Annotated in this window: 14 protein-coding genes; 9 read left to right on the top strand and 5 right to left on the bottom strand. The window is 72.9% G+C overall.

What is annotated here, in order from left to right; translation table 11 throughout:
* The first annotated feature begins 21 nt into the window (after window positions 1-21).
* The 7 genes from OG897_RS28425 to OG897_RS28395 are packed head-to-tail and all read left to right on the top strand — an operon-like array spanning window position 22 to window position 10,872.
* On the top strand, window positions 22-522 hold the full coding sequence (locus tag OG897_RS28425; RefSeq protein WP_266661088.1) for a phage baseplate assembly protein V: 501 nt from the start codon (window positions 22-24) through the stop codon (window positions 520-522).
* Window positions 522-851: a hypothetical protein gene (locus OG897_RS28420; RefSeq protein WP_266661086.1), complete on the top strand. Its 330-nt coding sequence runs from the start codon at window positions 522-524 to the stop codon at window positions 849-851. The genes OG897_RS28425 and OG897_RS28420 overlap by 1 nt, the downstream gene beginning before the upstream one ends.
* Window positions 851-1,270: a GPW/gp25 family protein gene (locus OG897_RS28415; RefSeq protein ID WP_266661084.1), complete on the top strand. Its 420-nt coding sequence runs from the start codon at window positions 851-853 to the stop codon at window positions 1,268-1,270. Before OG897_RS28420 ends, OG897_RS28415 begins: the two co-directional genes overlap by 1 nt.
* Window positions 1,267-3,810, top strand: coding sequence for a putative baseplate assembly protein (locus OG897_RS28410; protein WP_266661083.1), 2,544 nt, complete (start codon window positions 1,267-1,269; stop codon window positions 3,808-3,810). The genes OG897_RS28415 and OG897_RS28410 overlap by 4 nt, the downstream gene beginning before the upstream one ends.
* Window positions 3,807-7,349, top strand: coding sequence for a putative baseplate assembly protein (locus OG897_RS28405; RefSeq protein ID WP_266661081.1), 3,543 nt, complete (start codon window positions 3,807-3,809; stop codon window positions 7,347-7,349). Before OG897_RS28410 ends, OG897_RS28405 begins: the two co-directional genes overlap by 4 nt.
* 40 nt (window positions 7,350-7,389) lie before the next feature.
* On the top strand, window positions 7,390-9,501 hold the full coding sequence (locus tag OG897_RS28400; protein WP_266661079.1) for a hypothetical protein: 2,112 nt from the start codon (window positions 7,390-7,392) through the stop codon (window positions 9,499-9,501).
* 42 nt (window positions 9,502-9,543) lie between these two features.
* A complete protein-coding gene (locus OG897_RS28395) occupies window positions 9,544-10,872 on the top strand; it encodes a DUF6519 domain-containing protein (protein ID WP_266661077.1) in 1,329 nt (442 codons plus the stop codon).
* Here OG897_RS28395 and OG897_RS28390 read toward each other — a convergent pair.
* From OG897_RS28390 to ureA, 3 genes are all read right to left on the bottom strand, one after another.
* Window positions 10,862-11,890, bottom strand: coding sequence for an agmatine/peptidylarginine deiminase (locus tag OG897_RS28390; protein ID WP_266661075.1), 1,029 nt, complete (start codon window positions 11,888-11,890; stop codon window positions 10,862-10,864). The two genes, OG897_RS28395 and OG897_RS28390, sit on opposite strands and share 11 nt — an antisense overlap.
* 56 nt (window positions 11,891-11,946) lie before the next feature.
* Window positions 11,947-13,641 (bottom strand): urease subunit alpha, encoded by a 1,695-nt coding sequence (locus OG897_RS28385; RefSeq protein WP_266661073.1) that lies wholly within the window; start codon window positions 13,639-13,641, stop codon window positions 11,947-11,949.
* Between the two features lie 169 nt (window positions 13,642-13,810).
* Entirely contained in the window at window positions 13,811-14,494 is a 684-nt protein-coding gene (ureA, locus tag OG897_RS28380) for an urease subunit gamma (RefSeq protein WP_266661071.1), read from the bottom strand.
* A 284-nt stretch (window positions 14,495-14,778) separates the two neighbouring features.
* Here ureA and OG897_RS28375 point away from each other — a divergent pair, with 284 nt between their 5' ends.
* Window positions 14,779-15,327, top strand: a complete 549-nt coding sequence (locus tag OG897_RS28375; protein ID WP_266661069.1) for a TetR/AcrR family transcriptional regulator — start codon at window positions 14,779-14,781, stop codon at window positions 15,325-15,327.
* A 144-nt stretch (window positions 15,328-15,471) separates the two neighbouring features.
* Window positions 15,472-17,664 (top strand): MMPL family transporter, encoded by a 2,193-nt coding sequence (locus tag OG897_RS28370; protein WP_266661067.1) that lies wholly within the window; start codon window positions 15,472-15,474, stop codon window positions 17,662-17,664.
* Between the two features lie 121 nt (window positions 17,665-17,785).
* Here OG897_RS28370 and OG897_RS28365 read toward each other — a convergent pair whose 3' ends face one another.
* On the bottom strand, window positions 17,786-18,037 hold the full coding sequence (locus OG897_RS28365; protein WP_266661065.1) for a hypothetical protein: 252 nt from the start codon (window positions 18,035-18,037) through the stop codon (window positions 17,786-17,788).
* A gap of 81 nt (window positions 18,038-18,118) precedes the next feature.
* Entirely contained in the window at window positions 18,119-19,693 is a 1,575-nt protein-coding gene (locus OG897_RS28360) for a CdaR family transcriptional regulator (RefSeq protein WP_266661063.1), read from the bottom strand.
* Window positions 19,694-19,756 lie beyond the last annotated feature (63 nt).

The following is a 19,756-nucleotide window of genomic DNA, read 5'->3' as shown; positions in this document are numbered from 1 at the left end:
CCACGAATGGGGGGCGATGTCATGAGCGGTGAACGGCCCGCCTACTACGGCAAGTTCCGTGGCGTCGTCACCCACAACGACGGCCCCGAGGGACGGATCCGGGCCACCGTCCCGGATGTGTACGGCAGTGAGGTGAGCCCCTTCGCGCTGCCCTCGGTTCCGTACGCGGGCGACGGCGTGGGGCTCCACCTCATGCCGCCGGTGGGCGCCTCGGTGTGGTTCGAGTTCGAGCAGGGGGACGCGGACCGCCCCGTGTGGAGCGGCTGTTTCTGGGGTCCCGGACAGGCACCGGCGGCGACCCCGGACCACAAGGTCCTCAAGACCGCCCTCGCCACGGTGACGTTCGACGACTCGACGGCCGAGCCGGGCGCCCCGGACACCTCGGGCATCACCATCACGGTGAAAGGGCTGACGATCACCCTCGACAAGGACGGGATCGAGATCAACGCCGGTACGCACGGGGTGATCACCCTCGCGGACGACAAGGTGACGATCAACGGCGACGGATTGGAGGTGACGTGATGGCCGGTTTCCTGTTGCCCGCCGACGCGACCGTGCAGTGCGCCCACGCGGGCGGGGCGTCGCCGGACGCGACCAACCCACGGGTCAAGGTGGCGGGCGCGGCCACCGTCGTCCTGCCCGCCTCCTACAGCGTCAGCCCCGACTGCAAGGCACCACGACCCAACGCTGGCAACGGGCCTTGCGTGAAGGGGAGTTGGACATCGGGCGGGGCGACCCGGGTGAAGTCCACCGGGCGTCCGCTGCTGCTCGACAACGGCTCCGCGACGTGCGTGCCGACCGGGACCGGGCTGACCGTCGTCGCCGTCCAGCGCCGGGTCAGGGGGACGTGATGCGCGACGTCGACCGGGCGTTCCACGCCACCCCTCCCTTCCCGATCGACCCTCCCTTCCACATCGGCCATCCCTTCCGCCTCGACGCCCGTGGCCGCACGGCGGGCGCGAGCGACGCCGAGCACGTGCGGAACCTGATCGCCCAGTTCCTGTTCACCGGCCCCGGCGAGCGCGTCAACCGCCCGGACTTCGGCAGCGGCCTGCTGCGCAGGGCCTTCGAGCCCAACAGCCCCGAGCTGGCGACCGCCGTGCGGTTCACCGCCCAGGCGGGCCTGATGCAGTGGCTGGGCGATCTGATCGAGGTACGGTCCGTCGAGGTGTCGGGCCTGGAATCCGAGTTGCGCGTAGTCGTCGTGTACGCGCTGCGCGACGGCGGAGAGGTCCGCCGCGAGACCCTCGTCCTGGGCGGAACGCCGTGATCCGCCCCCTCGGCCGTGGCGGGGGCCGCCGCGCCGACGTCCGTGCCGCAGGTCTCAACGGGCTCGACTACGTCGAGGTCGGCACGGACCAGCGCACCCTGACCGTCTTCTTCCTCGGCAGGGCCCCGGACCCCATCTCCGAGAACAACGTGCGCATCGCCCACTCGCCGCACTCCGTCCCCGTACACGTCGACGGCATCACCGTCCACCGCAGCGAACTCCCCGACCTCGACGACCACATGGAGGTCCGGGTCACCTCGCCCGGCGACTGGGCGACGTACACCCTGCGTCTCGTCGCGACCGACGAGCAGGACCGGCCCACGGACCGGCCGCTGCCCGGCTTCGATCTCCGCTTCGCCAGCCTGGAGTTCACCTTCAAAGCCTCCTGCCCGAGCGAACTCGACTGCGCGGCACACCCGTTCACCCCTCCCCCCGCGAGCACCGGGCCGGAGATCGACTACCTGGCGAAGGACTACGCGAGCTTCCGGCGGTTGATCCTGGACCGGCTCTCGCTCGTCATGCCCGACTGGCAGGAACGGCACGTTCCCGATGTCGGCATCGTGCTGGCCGAGATCCTGGCGTACGTCGGTGATCACCTCAGCTACTTCCAGGACGCGGTCGCCACCGAGGCGTACCTGGACACCGCGCGGCAGCGCGTCTCGGTGCGCCGCCACGCCAAGCTCGTCGACTACGCACTGCACGAGGGGTGCAACGCCCGCGTTTTCGTCTGTCTGCACACCGAGGTGGACCGGTCGCTCAACCCGAGGCACCTCCAGTTCCTGGCGCTGCGCGACCCCGAACCGTCGATCCCCGATCTGCTCGCGCCGCAGGACGTTCAGCGGCTGCCCGTCGGCGGGTACGAGGTCTTCGAGCCGATGGGGTCAGGCCCCGTCGACGTACGCGTCGCGCACAACGAAATCCCCCTCTACACCTGGGGGGACGAGGACTGCCGCCTGCCCGAAGGAGCCACCGGGGCAACCCTGCTCGACGCGTGGGCCGTCGACGGTTCGTACGTCGCCCCGGACGCGACGCGCGAGCGGCGGCTCGCGCTGCGGGTGGGAGACGTCCTGGTGTTCGAGGAGGTGAAGGGGCCGCACAGCGGCGATCCGGCCGACGCCGACCGTGCGCACCGCCATGCCGTACGGCTCACCGCCGTGGACGCGAGCGTCGTCGACGTGCTGTACGACAGGCCCGTCGTGGAGGTCGCGTGGGCGGCCGAGGACGCGCTGCCCTTTCCGCTGTGCCTGTCGGCACTCGGACGGCCGCCCACGTGCGCGCTCGTCGAGGGCATCGTCGTGGCCCGGGGAAACGTCGTCACCGCCGACCACGGTCGAACGGTGCACCGGGAGGCGCTCGGCACGGTGGCGGCCGAGGAGGAAGAAGCCCGGTGCGAGGGCGTGGGACGGATCGCGGAATCCGCCGTGCGCGCCCGTCCGTTCACACCGTCACTGCGGTCGCTCCCTCTGACGTTCCGTCAGGAGCCCTCTTCGTACGCTCCCGCCGCGCGGCTGGCCGTACAGGATCCGCGAGGTGCCGGGCCGCAGGTCTCGCTCGTCCAGCGCGGTGACGGTGCGCCTCCCGGCGGTTGGCGCTGGACCCCGCGCCCCGACCTGCTGGACAGCGGGCCCCTCGACCGCCATTTCGTCGTGGAGACCGACAACGCGGGGCGTGCGCGGCTGCGGTTCGGCGACGACCACGACGGGCGGCGGCCGGAGGCGGGCACGCGTTTCGTGGCGGGCTACCGGATCGGCAACGGCCCTTCGGGCAACGTGGGCGCCGAGTCGATCTCGCGGCTGCTGCTGCGCGACGGGCGGGCCGAGGACCCGCTCGTCAGGCCCCGCAATCCGCTGCCCGCGAGCGGCGGGACGGCGGCCGAGCCGCTGGACGAGGCGAAGTCCCGCGCGCCCACGGCGTTCCGGTCCCGGCTGCGGCGGGCCGTGACCGCCGACGACTACGCGGCGCTCGCCGCGCTGGAGGACGACACCGGCCGCTCCTCGCAAGTGCAGCGGGCAGCGGCCTCGCTGCGCTGGACCGGCAGCTGGTACGAGGTGCTCACCACCGTCGATCCCATGGGACGGGTCGAGGCCGACGAGGAGCTGCTGCGGCTGGTCGCACGCCGTCTGCGTCCCTTTCGCAGGATCGGCCACGACCTGGTCGTCGCTCCGGCCGTGTACGTGCCGGTGTACCTGGAGCTGAGCGTCTGCGTACGACCCGGGTTCCTCAGCGGTCACGTGCGGGCGGACCTCCTGGACGCGTTCAGCAACCGGGTACTGCCCGGCGGGCGACGGGGCTTCTTCCATCCGGACAGCCTGACCTTCGGGCAGGGGGTGTCGGTGAGCCGTCTGACGTCGGTGGCGCAGGGCGTGAGCGGCGTGGAGAGCGCCGAGGTGTCCCGTCTGGAGGTCCAGTCCGACGGGCCGAACGGGGCCATCGAGGACGGTGTTCTGCGGATGGGCCCCTGCGAGGTGGCCCGGCTCGACAACGATCCGAACGCGCCGGACCGGGGCCGGCTCGTGCTACGGCTGGGAGGCGGACGATGAGCGCACCGTACCGGGCTTCGGACGACTGCTGCGGTGGCTGCGGGGGCTGCCGGGACACCTGCGCGGCACGGCAGCACTCCTCGCCGCCCCACCCGAACCAGCCGGGGCTCGACGCGCTCACGTACCGCGTCGGCACCCACCCGGACTTCTTCGCGACGATGCGCAACCGGCTGGGCGAACTGCTGCCCGCCCTGCGCACCCGCGACCTCGACGACCCGGCGGTCGCGTTCCTGGACGCCTGGGCGGTCGTCGCCGACGTGCTGACCTTCTACCAGGAGCGCATCGCCAACGAGGGCTATCTGCGCACCGCCACCGAGCGGCGCTCACTCCTGGAACTGGCCCGCCTGGTGGGCTACCGGCCGCGCCCGGGAGTCGCCGCCGACGCGTTCCTCGCGTTCACCCTCGAAGCGGGCTACCGGGGGGAGGTCCCGGCGGGCACCCGGGCGCAGAGCAGGCCGACGGGGGGCGGGCCCCCGCAGCCGTACGAGACCGGGAGCCCGCTGCCCGCCCGCGCGGAGTGGAACCTGCTGGCCCCCCGCCTCACCCGCCCCCAGGTCCTGTCGGGGACGGACCGTGGCGACGGCACCTCGGGGCCGTTCCACCTGGACGGCGTCAGGACCGGGCTGCGGCCGAACGATCCGCTGCTGCTCGACCTGGGCGGCAGCGACCAGCGGCTCTACCGCGTGCTCGCGGTGACACCCGATCCGGCCGCCGGACGCACCCGGGCGGACGTCGAGCGATGGATCAGGGACCGGACCCCGGCCGCGCGGCGGCCCAGCGCCGCCGCACTCCTCCAGCACACCCGCCACGCCGTACGCGACGCACTGGAGCGGGGCGAGAAGCAGCCTCGGCCCGGGGTGACGTGGCAGAAGGCGCTCGCGCTGCTGCGCGTTGCCCAAACCCAGGCCGACGTGCCCGTACCGGACGAGTTCCTGACCGGACGCGTGCTGTCCGGACTGCGGTCCGAGCTGGACCGCGCGGCCCAGCGCCGGCACGTACGGCTGCGGGCCTGGCTGGAGGGGTTCGTACCGGAGCTGGAACGTCTGACGTCCGAACTGGACGCCGTACGGGACGAGTTGGCCGATCCGGCAGCCGTGCCGGGCCGGGTGCCGGGCTTCTTCGGTGTGGCGAGGCTGGCCGACGCCCTGGCGAAGCCCCCTTCCCGGCCGCCCGCCGATCCGAGCCGCATGCCGCGTGCACCGCGCGAGAGCTACGCCGCCACCGGTGACGCGCTGCCCCGACTGCTGTCGGCGGTACGCCCGGATCTCGGTGCGGTCCTGTACGGCGCGTGGCGGAAGCTGCCGCGTGGCGAGCCGGTGGGGCAGCGGTTGTTCGCCCTGCGCGTCAGGGCCCGGCTGTTCGGGCACAACGCCCCGCCCCGTACGGCCGAGAAGTTCACCGTCGCCGTACCCCGCACCGACGGGACCGAGCGTCTCCTCACGTACACGGTCAGCATCGGCGGGCACTCCGTGACCGTGCGCGCCAGGACCAACGACACGACCGTCACCCCCTTCGACGCCGTCGCGGAGACGGTGGAGACGACCCTGTCGGGGTTCGGGGAGAGTGTCCGCCCCGTCGCGGTCATCGTCCTCAAGCGGCGGCGGGTGACGGTGACGGCCCGTCTGCGGCCCGGGGACCCGATGGGGGTGGAGTGCGTCGGCAGCGATCCGACGACCGTCGTACGCGTCATCGACGACCCCTCGCCAGAAGCGGTCGCGGGCCGCTCGCCGGAAGTGATCGCGAACCCTTCGACAGAAGCGGTCGCGGACCCCTCGCCCGGCGCGGTCGCCGACCGGCCCGACCTCACGGTCTCCGGGGAGGTCCAGGGGGACTTCCCGCTGCGGGAAGAACCTCGGGTGCTCACGCTCGACGCGGTGTATCCGCAGATACTGCCCGGGAGTTGGGTCGCGGTGCAGCGGGCGGGCGGCGGCGACAGCGGCAGGCCGCCGGAGCCGCTGCTCGCCAAGGTGCTCACCGTCCACGAGGTCACCAGGTCCAACTACGGGGTCGCGTCGGGCGGCACCCAACTGCTGCTCGACCGTGCGTGGACCGGCGGCATCGACTCCCTGGCCGCGCTGCGCGAGGTGACCGTGCACGCGCAGAGCGAGCCGCTCGCTCTCTCCCCCGCACCGCTCGACCCCGTGCGCGAGGCGATCTGCGGCGACCTGATCGAACTGGACGGCCTGTACGACGGGCTGGAGCCGGGACGGCGCGTCATCGTCTCCGGCGAGCGGACCGACGTCCCTGGAGTGGCGGGCCTCCAGGCGGCCGAACTGGCGATGACGGCGGGGGTGGAACAGGTCGTGCCGAGCGATCCGCCCGGCGACTTCACCCGCACCGTGCTGCGGCTCGCCGAACCCCTGGCGTACTGCTACCGGCGCGACACCGCGAAGATCTACGGCAACGTCGCCCACGCCACCCACGGCGAGACCCGTACCGAGGTGCTCGGCAGCGGCGACGCGGGCAGCGCGGGCCAGCGGTTCGCACTGCGGCACGCGCCGCTCACCCATGTGCCCGCCCCGACGGCCACCGGGACCGAGAGCACGCTGCGGACCCGGGTGGCCGAGATCCTGTGGCACGAGGCGGCGGACCTGGCAGGAGCCGGTCCCACCGACCACGGCTACCGCACCGCCACCGACGACGAGCAGCGCACCACCCTGTTGTTCGGCGACGGCCGCCACGGGGCGCGGCTGCCCACGGGCGTCGAGAACGTCTCCGCCCAGTACCGCACCGGAATCGGCCGCGCGGGAAACACGGAGGCCGGGCGCATCAGCCTCCTCGCCACGCGCCCGCTGGGGGTGCGCGAGGTCGTCAATCCGCTGCCCGCCACCGGGGGCGCGGACCGCGAAGGACACGACCAGCTACGGCGCAACGCCCCGCTGGGCGTGACGGCCCTCGACCGGCTGGTCTCCGTACGCGACCACGCGGATTTCGCCCGTACGTTCGCCGGTATCGGCAAGGCTGCTGCCGTACGGCTCTCGGACGGCAGCCGGGAACTGGTGCACGTCACCGTCGCCGGGGTGGACGACATCCCGATCTCCGCGACGTCGGGCCTGTACGGGAGCCTGGTGCGGGCCCTGCACCGGTTCGGCGATCCCGGGGTCGCGGTCCAGGTCGGCGTGCGGGAGCTCCGGCTCCTCGTCATCACCGGTCAGGTGCGCGTCACGGCGGACCACCGGTGGAAGTCCGTCGAGCCGCGCGTACGGGCCGCCCTGCTGCGGACCTTCGGCTTCGAGCGGCGGGAGCTTGCTCAAGACGCCCTGCTCAGCGAGGCGTTGACGGCGATCCAGGCCGTCGAGGGTGTCGACCACGCCGACGTCGACCTCTTCACCGGGGTCGACGAGACCGCTCTCCTGGCGGCTCTCGCCGAGCCCGAGGGGCTGTTCGCAACGCTGACCCGTGAGCAGCGGGTCCGCGCGGCGCCCGCCCGGAGGGACCGCCGTGCCACCGGCCCGGCCTCGCGCATCCGCCCGGCGCAACTGGTCGTGCTCGACCCCCGGGTGCCGGACGCCCTGATCCTCACGGAGCGGACGACATGAGCCTGACGGAGCGGACCAAGAGCCTCAGGGAGCGGACGCCATGACGGAAGACCGCCGTACCGCCGACGAGCTGTACGCCCTGCTGCCCGCCCTCTACCGCGTCGCGGACGCGGAACGCGGCGGTCCGCTGCGCGCGCTGCTCCAGGTCATCGGCGAGCAGGTCCACATCGTCGACGAGGACATCGCCCGGCTCTACGAGAACTGGTTCATCGAGACCTGCGAGCCGTGGGTGGTTCCTTACCTCGGCGACCTGGTCGGCCACCGCCACACGGACGCACCCGGCACGGCTGCCGATCCGGGCACCACCGCGCTCCTCGTGCCGCGCCGCGCGGTCGCCCACGTCGTACGCGACCGCCGCCGCAAGGGCACCCTCGCCCTGCTCGCATCGCTGGCGCGGGACGTCATGGAACGCCCCGCCAGGGCCGTGGAGTTCTACCGGCTGCTGTCGCTCACCCAACCGGTCCACCTGCTCGGGACCAGTGCCGCCGTCCCCGGGACCTGGCTGTCGCGCGGGCGCACCGCCGATCTGCGGCAGGGTGCGGCGCTGGAGCTGCTCGGCGGCCCGTTCGACTCGCTCGCGCACGGGGTGGACGTACGCCGCAGCACCTCGCGCAGGACTCCGGGGCGTTACAACATCCCGGAGACCGGGGTGTTCCTGTGGCGTCTGCGCGCCTTCACGGTGACCGGGACGCCCGCGCTGTGCCTGGAGCGCGAGGACCTGCACCGCTATACCTTCAGCGTGCTCGGGAACGACGCGCCCCTGTTCACCGGCTCCCAGGGCGCGGGCCCCGATCCGATCGGCCGCCGGGCCCTGGAGCGGGACACGGCGGCGTACTACGGGCCGGGCAAGGACTTCGTGATCCGTCTTGGCGACCCCCCGGTGCCGGTCGCCGTCCGCGATGTCACGGCCGCCGATCTGTCCGGGTGGCGCTACCGTCCGCGTCCGGGGACCGTCGCGGTCGACCCCCGGCTGGGGCGGTTCGCCATCGCCCCCGACCTGCGCCGCGCCGCCGACGCGGGAGTGGTGGTCTCCTACCGGTACGGGTTCAGCGCCGACATCGGCGGCGGCGAGTACCACCGCCCCCTGGCGCAGCACCCCGGCGGCGTCACCCACCGCGTCCGGGGCACGGCGGAGCTGCTCCGCCGCCTCGCGCCCTGGCAGGATCCCGCCCAGCGGGACCGGCAGCCGCCGCACGCCGTCGTCGAGATCGACGACAGCCACGTCCACGACCTGCCCCTGCTGCGGATCGGCCTCCGGGCCGGGCACAGCCTGCAACTGCGCGCCGTGAACCGGCGACGCCCGGTGCTCCGCCTCGGTGACCCGACGCCGGGTCCCGACGGGCTGCGGGTCCAGGGGGGCGCGGGCAGCAGCCTCACTCTCGACGGGCTCCTCGTCACCGGCAACTCCGTACGGGTGGAAGGCGAGTTGGCGGAGCTGACGATCCGTCACTGCACGCTGGTGCCCGGCTGGTCCCTCGATCCGGACTGCGAGCCCTGCCGCCCGGCGACACCGAGCCTGACGCTCCTGGACACCGATGCGCGGGTGACGATCGAGCACAGCATCGTCGGCTCGGTCCGGGTGACGCGTGACGCCGTACGGCGAGAGCCGGAACGGTTGTGCGTCAGCGACAGCATCCTTGACGCCACGGCCCCCACGCGCACCGCGCTCAGCGACTTCGCGGACGGGTCCGCGCACGTCACGGCGGTGCTGCGCCGCGTCACCGTCATCGGCGAACTGCACGCGCACACCATCGAACTGGCCGAGGACAGCATCCTCGACGGCCGGGTCCGCGTGGCCCGGCATCAGTCGGGCTGCCTGCGCTTCTGCTCCCTCGTGCCGGAGTCACGGACGCCCCGGCGTCACGCCTGCCAGCCGGACCTGGTGGACGCCGCGACCCAGGGCGATCCGAGCGAACGGGACCGCGAACGGCTGCGCGTCCGCCCCGCCTTCGACAGCAGCCGCTACGGCACACCCGCGTACGCCCGGCTCTCCGCCGCATGCGCCCGCGAGATCACCGAAGGTGCCGAAGACGCCTCGGAGATGGGCGCCTTCCACCACCTCCGTACGGCGCAGCGGACCGCGCTCCTGCGTTCCGGGCTGGACGAGTACACACCGTCCGGCGGCAACACCGGTCTCTTCCGTGCCACGTGACCGAGGCCCTTCAGGACAGCGGAACACCCGAGGAGAGCAACCATGGCAGGCGACTACTCCCAGACCGGATTCGACGCGTTCAAGCACTTCAGCGGCGTGCTCATGCAGCAGGGCCGGGTACAGCTCGACCGCGACTGGAACGAGCAGTCGCTCATCGTCCGGCATCTGCTGCGGTCCCTCGCCCGCGATCTGATCGGACCGCACGGAGGCCCCGGTACCGGATTCGCCGTCGATGTCGCCCGGGACAAGAACGACGACCCGCTGCCCCTCGACTTCACCATCGCACCCGGCCACTACTACGTCGACGGCATCCTCTGCGAGAACGAAGGACCGCGCCCGCCCGAACCGCTGCCGTGCCGGTACTCCACCCAGCCCGACCTGACCACGCCCGCCGGGCTCCAGGCGAACCACAGCTACCTCGTACACCTGGACGTCTGGGAGCGCGAGGTCGTCGCCCTCCAGGACCACGACCTCCGGGACGTGGCACTGGGCGGTGCCGACACGACCGCCAGGAGCCGGGTCGTGTGGCAGGTCCGGGCGCTCGACGTCACGGGCGACGCGGAGTTCCCCAAGAAGTCGGCCGAGGACTACCTGAACGGCAAGCGCCCCGGCCTGAGCACCGGACGCCTCCACGCCACGGCACTCCAGGAGATGGTCTCGCAGGATCCGTGCACGGTGTCCCCGGACGCCCGCTACCGGGGCCCGGAGAACCAGCTGTACCGGGTGGAGATCCACCGCCCCGGAACGGCGTACCCGGCCGGAACGGCGACGTTCAAGTGGTCCCGCGACAACGCCGCCGCGGTGCTCGCCGTGGTCCGCACCGCCGACCGCACGGTGACCGTGGAGAGCCTCGGCCGCGACGACCGGCTGAGCGTCACGGTCGGCGACTGGGTGGAGCTGCTCGACGACGACGCCGTCCTTCGGCGGGCCTCAGAACCCCTGCTGCGCGTCGAGGACGTCGACCCCGTGGACCTCCGGGTGGTGCTCGGCGCGAGCCCCTCCCCCCTCACGCTCACCCGCCACCCGCTGCTGCTCCGCTGGGACCACCGCAAGGCGTCGGGCGTGGAGCTCAGCGACGGCGCCGTACCCCTGCGCGAGGACACCTGGCTCGATCTGGAGGACGGCGTACGGATCCGCTTCGAGGCGGGCGGCACGTACCGCACCGGCGACCACTGGCTGATCCCCGCCCGCACGGCCACTGGCGACGTCATCTGGCCGGGCCCTCCCGACGCGCCCGCCTGGCAGCCTCCGCAAGGGACCCGGCACCACTACGCCCCCTTGCAGCTGATCGCCCTCGACGGCAACGGTCAGCTCGACCCGAACCGGGGGACGTCGTACCGGCGCACGATCGCTCCCGCCGCTAAGGCGTGACGGGCTGCTGCTGGGTGACGCAGTGGATGCCGCCGCCGCCCGCGAAGATCGTACGGGCGTCGACGAGGACGACTTCCCGGTCGGGGAAGAGGCGGCGGAAGAGCGCGGCGGCCTCCTCGTCGCGGGGGTCGTCGAAGGCGCAGAGCACGACGCCGCCGTTGCAGAGGTAGTGGTTGATGTAGGAGTGGTCGAGCCAGTGGCCCTCCTCGTCCTTCAGTCCTGCGGGGGCCGGGACCTCGATCACGGTCAGGGGGCGGCCCTTGGCGTCCGTCTCCGCGCGCAGGAGGTCGGCGATGTGCTCGCACAGCTCGTGGTCGGGGTGGGCGGGGTCGGGCTGGGCGTGCACGAGGACCACGCCGGGGGCGGCGAACGCGGCGACGATGTCGACATGGCCGAGGGTGCCGTAGCCATGGGGAGGGTAATCGGCGGTGAGGCCCCGGGGCAGCCAGATGGCCTTGGTGGTGCCGAGTCGGGCGTGGATCTCCGCCTCGACCTGTTCGCGGGTCCAGCCGGGGTTGCGCTCGGGGCCGAGCTGGACGGTTTCGGTGAGCAGGACGGTGCCCTCTCCGTCGACCTGGAGGCCGCCGCCCTCGTTGACGAGGCGGGAGGGGTGCAGGGGCACGGAAGCGAGGTCGGCGACGTGCGCGGCGATCTGGGAGTCGTGTTCCCAGGAGGCCCACTCCTGCGCGCCCCAGCCGTTGAACACCCAGTCGACGGCTGCCAGTTGACCCGACTCGTCGTCCATGACGAAGGTGGGGCCGATGTCGCGCATCCAGGCGTCGTCGAGTGCGTGCTCGACGAGGTCGACGTCCGGACCGAGCAGGGCGGCGGCGCTGGCGGCCTGGCCGGGGGCCACGACCATGGTGACGGGTTCGAAACGGCGGACCGCGCGGGCCACGGCGGCCCATGCCGCGCGGGACTCGGCGAGTTCGGCGGGGTCGGAGAAGGTGGTGTTGGGGCCGGGCCAGGCCATCCAGGTGCGCTCGTGCGGTTGCCACTCGGCGGGCATACGGAACATGGTCGGGTCCTTATGGGGGAGGTCACTGATGACGAAGGTCAGAGGAAGTACAGGGGTCAGAGGAAGTACAGGCGGTTGAGCGGGACGGAGTCCGAGGGCGCGGAGCGCAGCGGGTCGCCGTCGAGGGTGACCAGACCCGTGCGGTTGTCGACGTCGACGGATCCCGTACGGGAGTTGAGGAGGAGGTCGGCGGGGCCGATGCCCCGGGTGTTCCTGACCGCGACCCTGCGGCGGCGGGTGGGCATGGTGTCGTTGCCCTGGTCGAGGGCCGCCCGGGCGACGAAGGCCACCGAGAGGTCGGCGGGAGCGGCTCCGTGCGCGCCGAACAGCGGGCCGAGCACGAGGGGTTCGCAGGTGTCGGTGGCGGCGTTCGGATCACCCGTGACCCCGTACGCCGGAAAGCCCGACTTCAGCACCAGCTGCGGCTTCGCGCCGAAGGAGTCGGGCCGCCACAGCACCAGGTCGGCCATCTTCCCGACCTCCACGGAGCCGACCTCGTGGGCGAGGCCGTGGGCGATGGCCGGGTTGATGGTGAGCTTGGCCAGGTAGCGCAGGACGCGGGCGTTGTCGTCGTCGCCCTCCGCACCGCGCTCCGCCTTCATCTTGCCGGCGAGCTGGAAGGTACGGCGTACGGTCTCCCCCGCCCGGCCCATGCCCTGAGCGTCGGACGAGGTGATCCCGATGGCCCCGAGGTCGTGCAGGACGTCCTCGGCGCCCATCGTCCCGGCGCGGATCCGGTCGCGGGCCATGGCGGCGTCGCCGGGGAGGTCGGTCTTCAGGTCGTGGACGGAGACGATCATGCCGTAGTGCTCGGCGACGGCGTCGCGGCCGAAGGGGAGGGTGGGGTTGGTGGAGGAGCCGATGACGTTCGGCACGCCCGCCATCTTCAGGACGTTCGGTACGTGTCCGCCGCCGCAGCCCTCGATGTGGAAGGCGTGGATCGTACGGCCTTCCAGGACGCGGAGGGTGTCCTCGACCGACAGGCACTCGTTCAACCCGTCGCTGTGCAGGGCGACTTGGACGTCGTGTTCGTCGGCGACGCGCAGGGCGGTGTCCAGGGCGCGGGTGTGTGCGCCCATGTCCTCGTGGACCTTGAACCCGGACGCTCCGCCTTCGGCGAGGGCCTCGACCAGGGGCGCGCCGTGCGAGGACGAGCCCCGGGCGAGGAAGCCGATGTTGACCGGCCACGCGTCGAAGGCGCTGAAGGCGTGGCGCAGCGCCCAGGGCGAGTTGACGCCGACGCCCCATACCGGGCCGAACTCCTGCCCGATGATCGTGGTCACACCGCTCGCGAGCGACGCCTCCATGATCCGGGGCGAGAGCAGATGCACATGCGTGTCGACGGCCCCCGCGGTGGCGATGAGCCCTTCGCCCGACACGATGGTGGTCCCGGTCCCGACGACGACGTCGACGCCGTCGAGGGTGTCGGGGTTCCCGGCCCTGCCGACGCCGCTGATCCGCCCCTCCCGGATCCCGATCGAGACCTTGCGGATCCCCTGCACGGCATCGATGAGCAGCACGTTGCTGATCACCACGTCACAGGTGTCGCGCACGGCGGCGGCCTTGAGGTGGAGTCCGTCGCGCGCGGTCTTGCCGAACCCGGCGAGGAACTCGTCGCCGGGCAGTTGGGAGTCGGACTCCACGCGCACGACGAGCCCGGAGTCCCCGAGCCGCACCCGGTCCCCGGCCCGGGGGCCGTGCACGGCGGCGTACTCGTAGGGGGTGATGGCGGGAGTGATGGCGGGGGTCATCGGATCGCCTCCGTCGGGTGCGGGGTGGGGTGGGGCGGGTGCGGGGCGGGGTGACTCGGGTGCGGGGCGGGGTGACTCGGGTGCGGGGCGGGGTGACTCGGATGCGTTGTGGGGTGGCTCGGTTGCGCCGCGGGATGGCTCGGATGCGCTGCGGGGAGCGTGGCGCGCCTCATGCCGCCGCCCCGAGGTAGCCGCAGGCCGCCGCCCGGCGCAGCGCCTCCTCCTTCGCCCCCGGTGCGTCGAGCGGCCCGTCCACCAGCCCGGCGAATCCGATCGCGACCCGGTCCCCGCCGATCGGTACGAGACCCACTTCGGCGCTCTCGCCGGGGCCGAAGCGGAAGGAGGACCCGGCGGGAACGGCGAGCCGCATCCCGTACGCGGCGGCCCGGGGGAAGTCGAGCCGGGGGTTCGCCTCGAAGAAGTGGAAGTGGGAGGTGACCGATACCGGCACTGCGGCGGTGTTGCGCACGGTGATCCGCACGACCGGTGCGGGCTCCTCGTACCCCGGCCCCGGCAGCAGCGCTCCGGGGGCCTCGTCGCCGAGCGTCCCGCCGCCGAAGGGATCGCTCACCACGGCGAACCGGGAGCCGTCGTCGAAGACCGCCTCGACGTGGACCTCGGTGACCACGTCGGCGACCCCGGGCAGGACGTCGTCCGGACCGAGCACACTGCGGGCCGCGTCGATCGCCTCCGCGAGCCGCCGCCCGTCGCGCGCGGCCTCGCAGACGGTGTCGGCGACGAGGGCGGTCGCCTCGGGGACGTTGAGCCGCAGCCCACGCGCCCTGCGGGCGCGCGCCAGTTCCGCGGCTCCGAAGAGCAGCAGTCGGTCGCGTTCGGTGGGGGTCAGTCGCACGCCTTCACTCCTCCATGCAGCTATTAGAGCGACACTCTAAGCATGGAAAGCTTCGAGGAAAAGCTTTACTGCCTACCCATGGGGATACATTTTGAGCGGTGCTCAAATAATTGCGGCGGTGGAACGAGGTCGACCGCAGGCCCTCAGTTCCACCGGTACGCGCACATCGGCAGCAGCCGCACCCGGCCTCCGCCGACCCGCACGGCGGCACACGATGGCGCACCTCACACCCCTTCCCTGTCCGATCGGTCAGTTCTGACCGATCGGACAGTTACGGTGGTGGCATGGCACGCCCCGCCTCCGCCATGCGCGGACACATCCTCGACTCCGCCCTGCGCCTGTTCGCCACGAACGGGTTCGGCGGCACGTCCCTGCACGCCATCGCGGCCGACGCCAGCTGCTCCAAGGCGTCGCTGATCTACCACTTCAGTACGAAGGAAGCGATCCTCACCGAGCTCCTGACACCTGCGGGCGAGGGGCTCGCCGCCCTCGACGGACAGCTGAACACCCTGCCCGACGAGGAACGCGTGGCGGCGGCCGTCACCGGATACGTGGACCTCGCCCTGCGCTACCGGCGCGAGGTGAAGATCCTCTTCGAGGACACCCCCGCGATGATCTGCAACCCGGCACTGGGCGACATCGAGGCCCTCGCGGCACGCCTCGCCACCGCGATGAGCGGCGGCTCCGCGGACCCCAGACGCGTCGTCAGCGCGCACATGGTCCTCGGCGCGGTGTTCATCACCTGTGCCAGCGAACTCGACGTGCCCGACGAGGTGCTGCGCGACGAACTGGTCGCCGGCGCCCTGCGGACCCTCGGCCACCGAGCCGGATAGCCGCGTCCGCGCCCGTCGCACGCCGTGCCGGGCGCACCCCCACGTCCGTCCGGCACCGCCCCGCACCCCCTGCGAAGCCCCCCGGCCCCCCGCCGGGCCGAACGCCGTCCGCACCCCGAACGAACCAGGAGTCACACCCTCCGCATGGCATCCCTGCTCTACCGGCTCGGCCGGTTCTCCTTCCGCCGCCGGGGCCGCATAGCCGCCGGCTGGCTGGTCCTGCTCGCCCTGCTCGGCACGCTCGCCCTCGTCTTCCAGGGGCCGACGACCGACAAGTTCACCATGCCCGGCACCGAGTCACAGCGTGCCCTGACCTCGCTCAAGGAGGAGTTCCCCGAGGCCAGCGGCACCACCGGCACGATCGTCGTCGCCGCGCCCAAGGGTGAGCAGCTCACTCCGGCCCGCCTCGCCCCGATCGTGCGGGACGCGGCGGACGTGCCCGGTGTGCTCGGTGCGATCGACCCCTTCCAGGCCAAGTCCCTCTCCCCCGACCTCCGCTACGCCCTGGTCCAGGTGCAGTTCGACAAGGGCACCGAGGAGGTCACCGACGCCGAGCGCGCCGCCTTCGAGAAGGCGGGTGCCTCCGCGAAGGGGCTGACCGTCGAGCACGGCGGCGAGGTGATGACCGCGAAGGTCGTGGTGGGCTCCACCGAGGCGATCGGCGTCGCCGTCGCCGCCGTCGTCCTCGTCGTCACCTTCGGGTCGCTGGTGGCCGCCGGAATGACCCTGCTGAACGCCCTGATCGGCGTCGGCGCCGGCATGGCGGGCCTCTTCGCGCTCAGCAGTGCCGTCGAGCTGACCAGCACCGCGCCCGTCCTCGCGCTGATGCTGGGCCTGGCCGTCGGCATCGACTACTCACTCTTCATCACCTCCCGCTACCGCCAGTACCTCGCCGAGGGCATGGACGGGGAGGAGGCCGTCGGCCGGGCGACCGGTACGGCGGGGTCCGCCGTCGTCTTCGCCGGGGCCACCGTCGTCATCGCGCTGGTCGGCCTCTCCGTCGTCGGCATTCCGTTCCTGAGCGTCATGGGCCTGGCCGCCGCCGGAACCGTACTGATCTCCGTACTCGTCGCGCTCACCCTGCTGCCCGCCGCCCTCGGCTTCATGGGCGAGCGGGTGCTGCCGCGTCGGCTGCGCAAGGGGCGCGCAGCCGCTCCCGGAAGGGAGAAGGCCCAGGAGGAGCCCTTCGGCTTCCGCTGGGGCCGTCTGGTCGCCAAGCTGCGCGTTCCACTCCTGGTCGTCGGCATCGCCGGGCTCGGCGCGCTCGCCCTGCCGGTGCAGGACATGCGGCTCGCGCTGCCCGACGCGGGCACGGCCGCCGTGGACTCCCCCGCCCGCAAGGCGTACGACCTGACGAGCGAGGGGTTCGGCCCCGGGTTCAACGGGCGGCTGCTCGCCGTCGTCTCCTCCGACGACCCGACGCAGACCAAGGAGGCGACCGCGCAGGCCGCCGGGCTGATGCAGAAGACCACGGGCGTACTCGCCGTCGCCCCGCCGCAGTTCAACAAGGACGGCACCACCGCCCTGCTGGCCGTCATCCCGAAGGCCGGTCCGACCGCCGAGGCCACCGAGAACGCGGTGCACGCCGTCCGCGACAAGGTCGAGCAGGTGAAGGGCGCGGACATCGCGCTGACCGGCGTCACCGCGCTGGGCATCGACGTCTCGGAGAAGCTGTCCGACGCGATGCCGGTCTACCTGGGTCTCGTCGTCGGTCTGTCGGTGCTGCTGCTGATGCTGGTGTTCCGCTCGGTGCTGGTGCCGCTGAAGGCCGCGCTGGGCTTCCTGCTCACCGTCGGTGCGACCTTCGGCATCACGGTCGCCATCTTCCAGCAGGGCCACCTCGCGCACCTGGTCGGCATCGACACCCCGGGCCCGCTGGTCAGCTTCCTGCCCATCCTGCTCATCGGCATCCTCTTCGGCCTGGCCATGGACTACGAGGTCTTCCTCGTCTCCCGGATGCGCGAGGACTTCGTGCACGGAACGCCCGCCAGGGACGCCGTGGTGGGCGGCGTCGGCCACAACGCCCGGGTGGTGACGGCCGCCGCACTGATCATGACGGCGGTGTTCGGCGGCTTCGTGCTGCTCGACGACCCGATCATCAAGTCGATCGGCTTCGCACTGGCGGTGGGCGTCGTCGTGGACGCTTTCGTCGTCCGCATGACGCTCGTCCCGGCGGTGATGACCCTGCTCGGCCGCGCCGCCTGGTGGCTGCCGCGTCCGCTCCAGCGGGCCCTGCCCGACCTCGACATCGAGGGCGCGAGCCTGGACGCGGAGTCCGGCGGCGGCAAGCAGGGGCACGACGAGGACGGGCGGGAGCGCGACGCGGCGCGCGTCTGACCCCCGCTCCGTGCGCGTCTGATCCGTACGGTGCGCAACTGCGCCCCGGCGCCCGGTCCACGACCGGGAGCCGGGGCGTCCGCCCTCCCTGACGGAGTCACGGGACCACGGGGTCCGGGCGCTACGCGGGCCCGACCACCGCGCGCAGCCCGTAGTCCAGTTCCGAGCCGTCGACGAGCAGCGCCTCGACCGCCGGTGTGGCGGCGTCGATGTCCGCCACGAGGCCGCCGCCGGAGTAGCGGGGGTAGCCGGACGCGCCGGTCTCGCCCGTGGGTTCGACCACCTCCGACCGGAGGGCCGTCTCCTGCACGGAGAGCCTGGGGCCCTCGATGTGTTCGGGCACCAGGTAGATCGTGAAGCTCTGGGTAGCCATGCCCGCAATGTAAGCCGCCCGGGGCGTCGCGGCATCTCGACGAGTTCACCGCGTCCCGCGGGTGGACAGCCCTGCGGGTCCTCAGGGCGACGCGCTGTCGCCGGACCCCGACAGCGTCCTCAACTGGAGCCACAGCACCAGGCGTTCGTCGGGATCGTCGAGGTCGATCCCGAACTGCCGCCCGGCCTGTCGGAGGCGGTAGCGGCAGGTGTTGGGGTGCACGGAGAGCTCCTTCGCCGCCCGTGCCACGTCGCAGCCCGCGTCCAGCCAGGCCGCGAGGGTGCGGGCGTACTCGGTGCCGTGCCCCGCGTCCGCCGCCCGGACGCGCTGCCAGGATCCCCGTCGCAACTCCGGCCGTTCGCGCAGTACTTCCGCGAGCTGGAGCAGCGTCACCCGGGGGCGCACCTCGTCGACCGTGGCCACCGGCAGCCCGTCGTGCAGCAGCCGCAGCACCAGGTCGGCGTCCGCGCGCGAGTCCGTCACCCCGGCGAGGTCGGCCACCACGCCGCCGAGCGCCGCCCGTACGGGAACCCGGAGCGCGTCCCCGGCCCGGCGCACGACGTGTTCCGCCAAGGGGCGGTGCTGCTGGTCGCCGTCCCCGGCGCCCCGGCCCTCGGCCACCGGGAGCAGGGCGTACACCACCCCGTCCAGGAGCACGCAGGCGTGCCGCCCGCTGCGGGCCTCGCACTGGAGACGTACGACGTCCAGCAGTCGCAGCGCGGTCCACTCGGAGTCCGGCGCGCTTCCCGCACCGCCACCGTCCAGCCGGAACGCGGCGACCCTGAACGGGCCCGTGCCCCAGTGCCGCCTCGCGTCCGAGGGGTCGGTGGTGCCGTCGAGCAGGCGTCGCAGCAGGTCGGTGTTGCGGTGGCGGGCCAGTTCGTGGGCGGCGCGGGCGCGCAGCAGGAGCAGTGCGGCCGTGGAGGCGCCCTGTGTGAGGGTCTTGTCGGCGTCCGGGGCGAGGGCCCCGGTGTCGACGACCCAGACGGAGCCGAGGGGTTCGTCCCCGGCCCGTACCGCGACGGCGAGCCTCGGCAGGTCGTCGGGGGTGAGCGGGGGCAGCCGCACCGGCCCGGATGCGGCGAACACCGACTGGTACTGGGCCGCGTTCTCCAGGCCGCCGGGGACCTGGAGCCCGAGGATGCCCTGCCGCCGGTCCTCGTCGACCGGCTGGCCGGGCACGGTGGAGTAGGCCAGGATCCGCTGGTGCGGGTCTTCGAGCGTGGTCGCACCGCCGGTCGCCGCCGCGATGGCATCGGCCAGGGCGAACAGGTCCGCGAGACTGTCGCTCTGCTCGGGCCGGGCCCCGACCGCCGACGCCAGCGTCAGATGTACGTGGTGCCAGGCCGAGCCGTCCTCGACGGCCAGCAGCGCCGTGCCGCACGCCTCGGCCTCCTCCACCGGGGCCCCTGCGGAGCCCCGTACGACGACCCCGGCCATCCCCGCCGCCGCGGCGGCCCGGACGAGGGGCCCCGCGTCGGCGGCCCGGACGCCGACCGCGAGCAGCAGGGCGCCGGGGGCGGTGGGCAGCGGGGCGTGCGCGTCGTACAGCAGCACCTCGCCGATCCGGACGGCGGACTCCCCCGGCACGGCGAGCAGGTGCAGGGCCGGGCTGCGGACGACGTCGATCAGGTCGCCGAGCGCGATGGCGTCCATGGGAGGTGCTCCTCTTCGGCGAACGTCGCTCGTGTGCCGTCCGCGTCGGCCCAGTCTCACATT

Source organism: Streptomyces sp. NBC_00237, assembly GCF_026342435.1.
In the GTDB taxonomy this organism is placed as follows: domain Bacteria; phylum Actinomycetota; class Actinomycetes; order Streptomycetales; family Streptomycetaceae; genus Streptomyces.
This window is presented reverse-complemented; position numbering and strand designations above follow the sequence as displayed.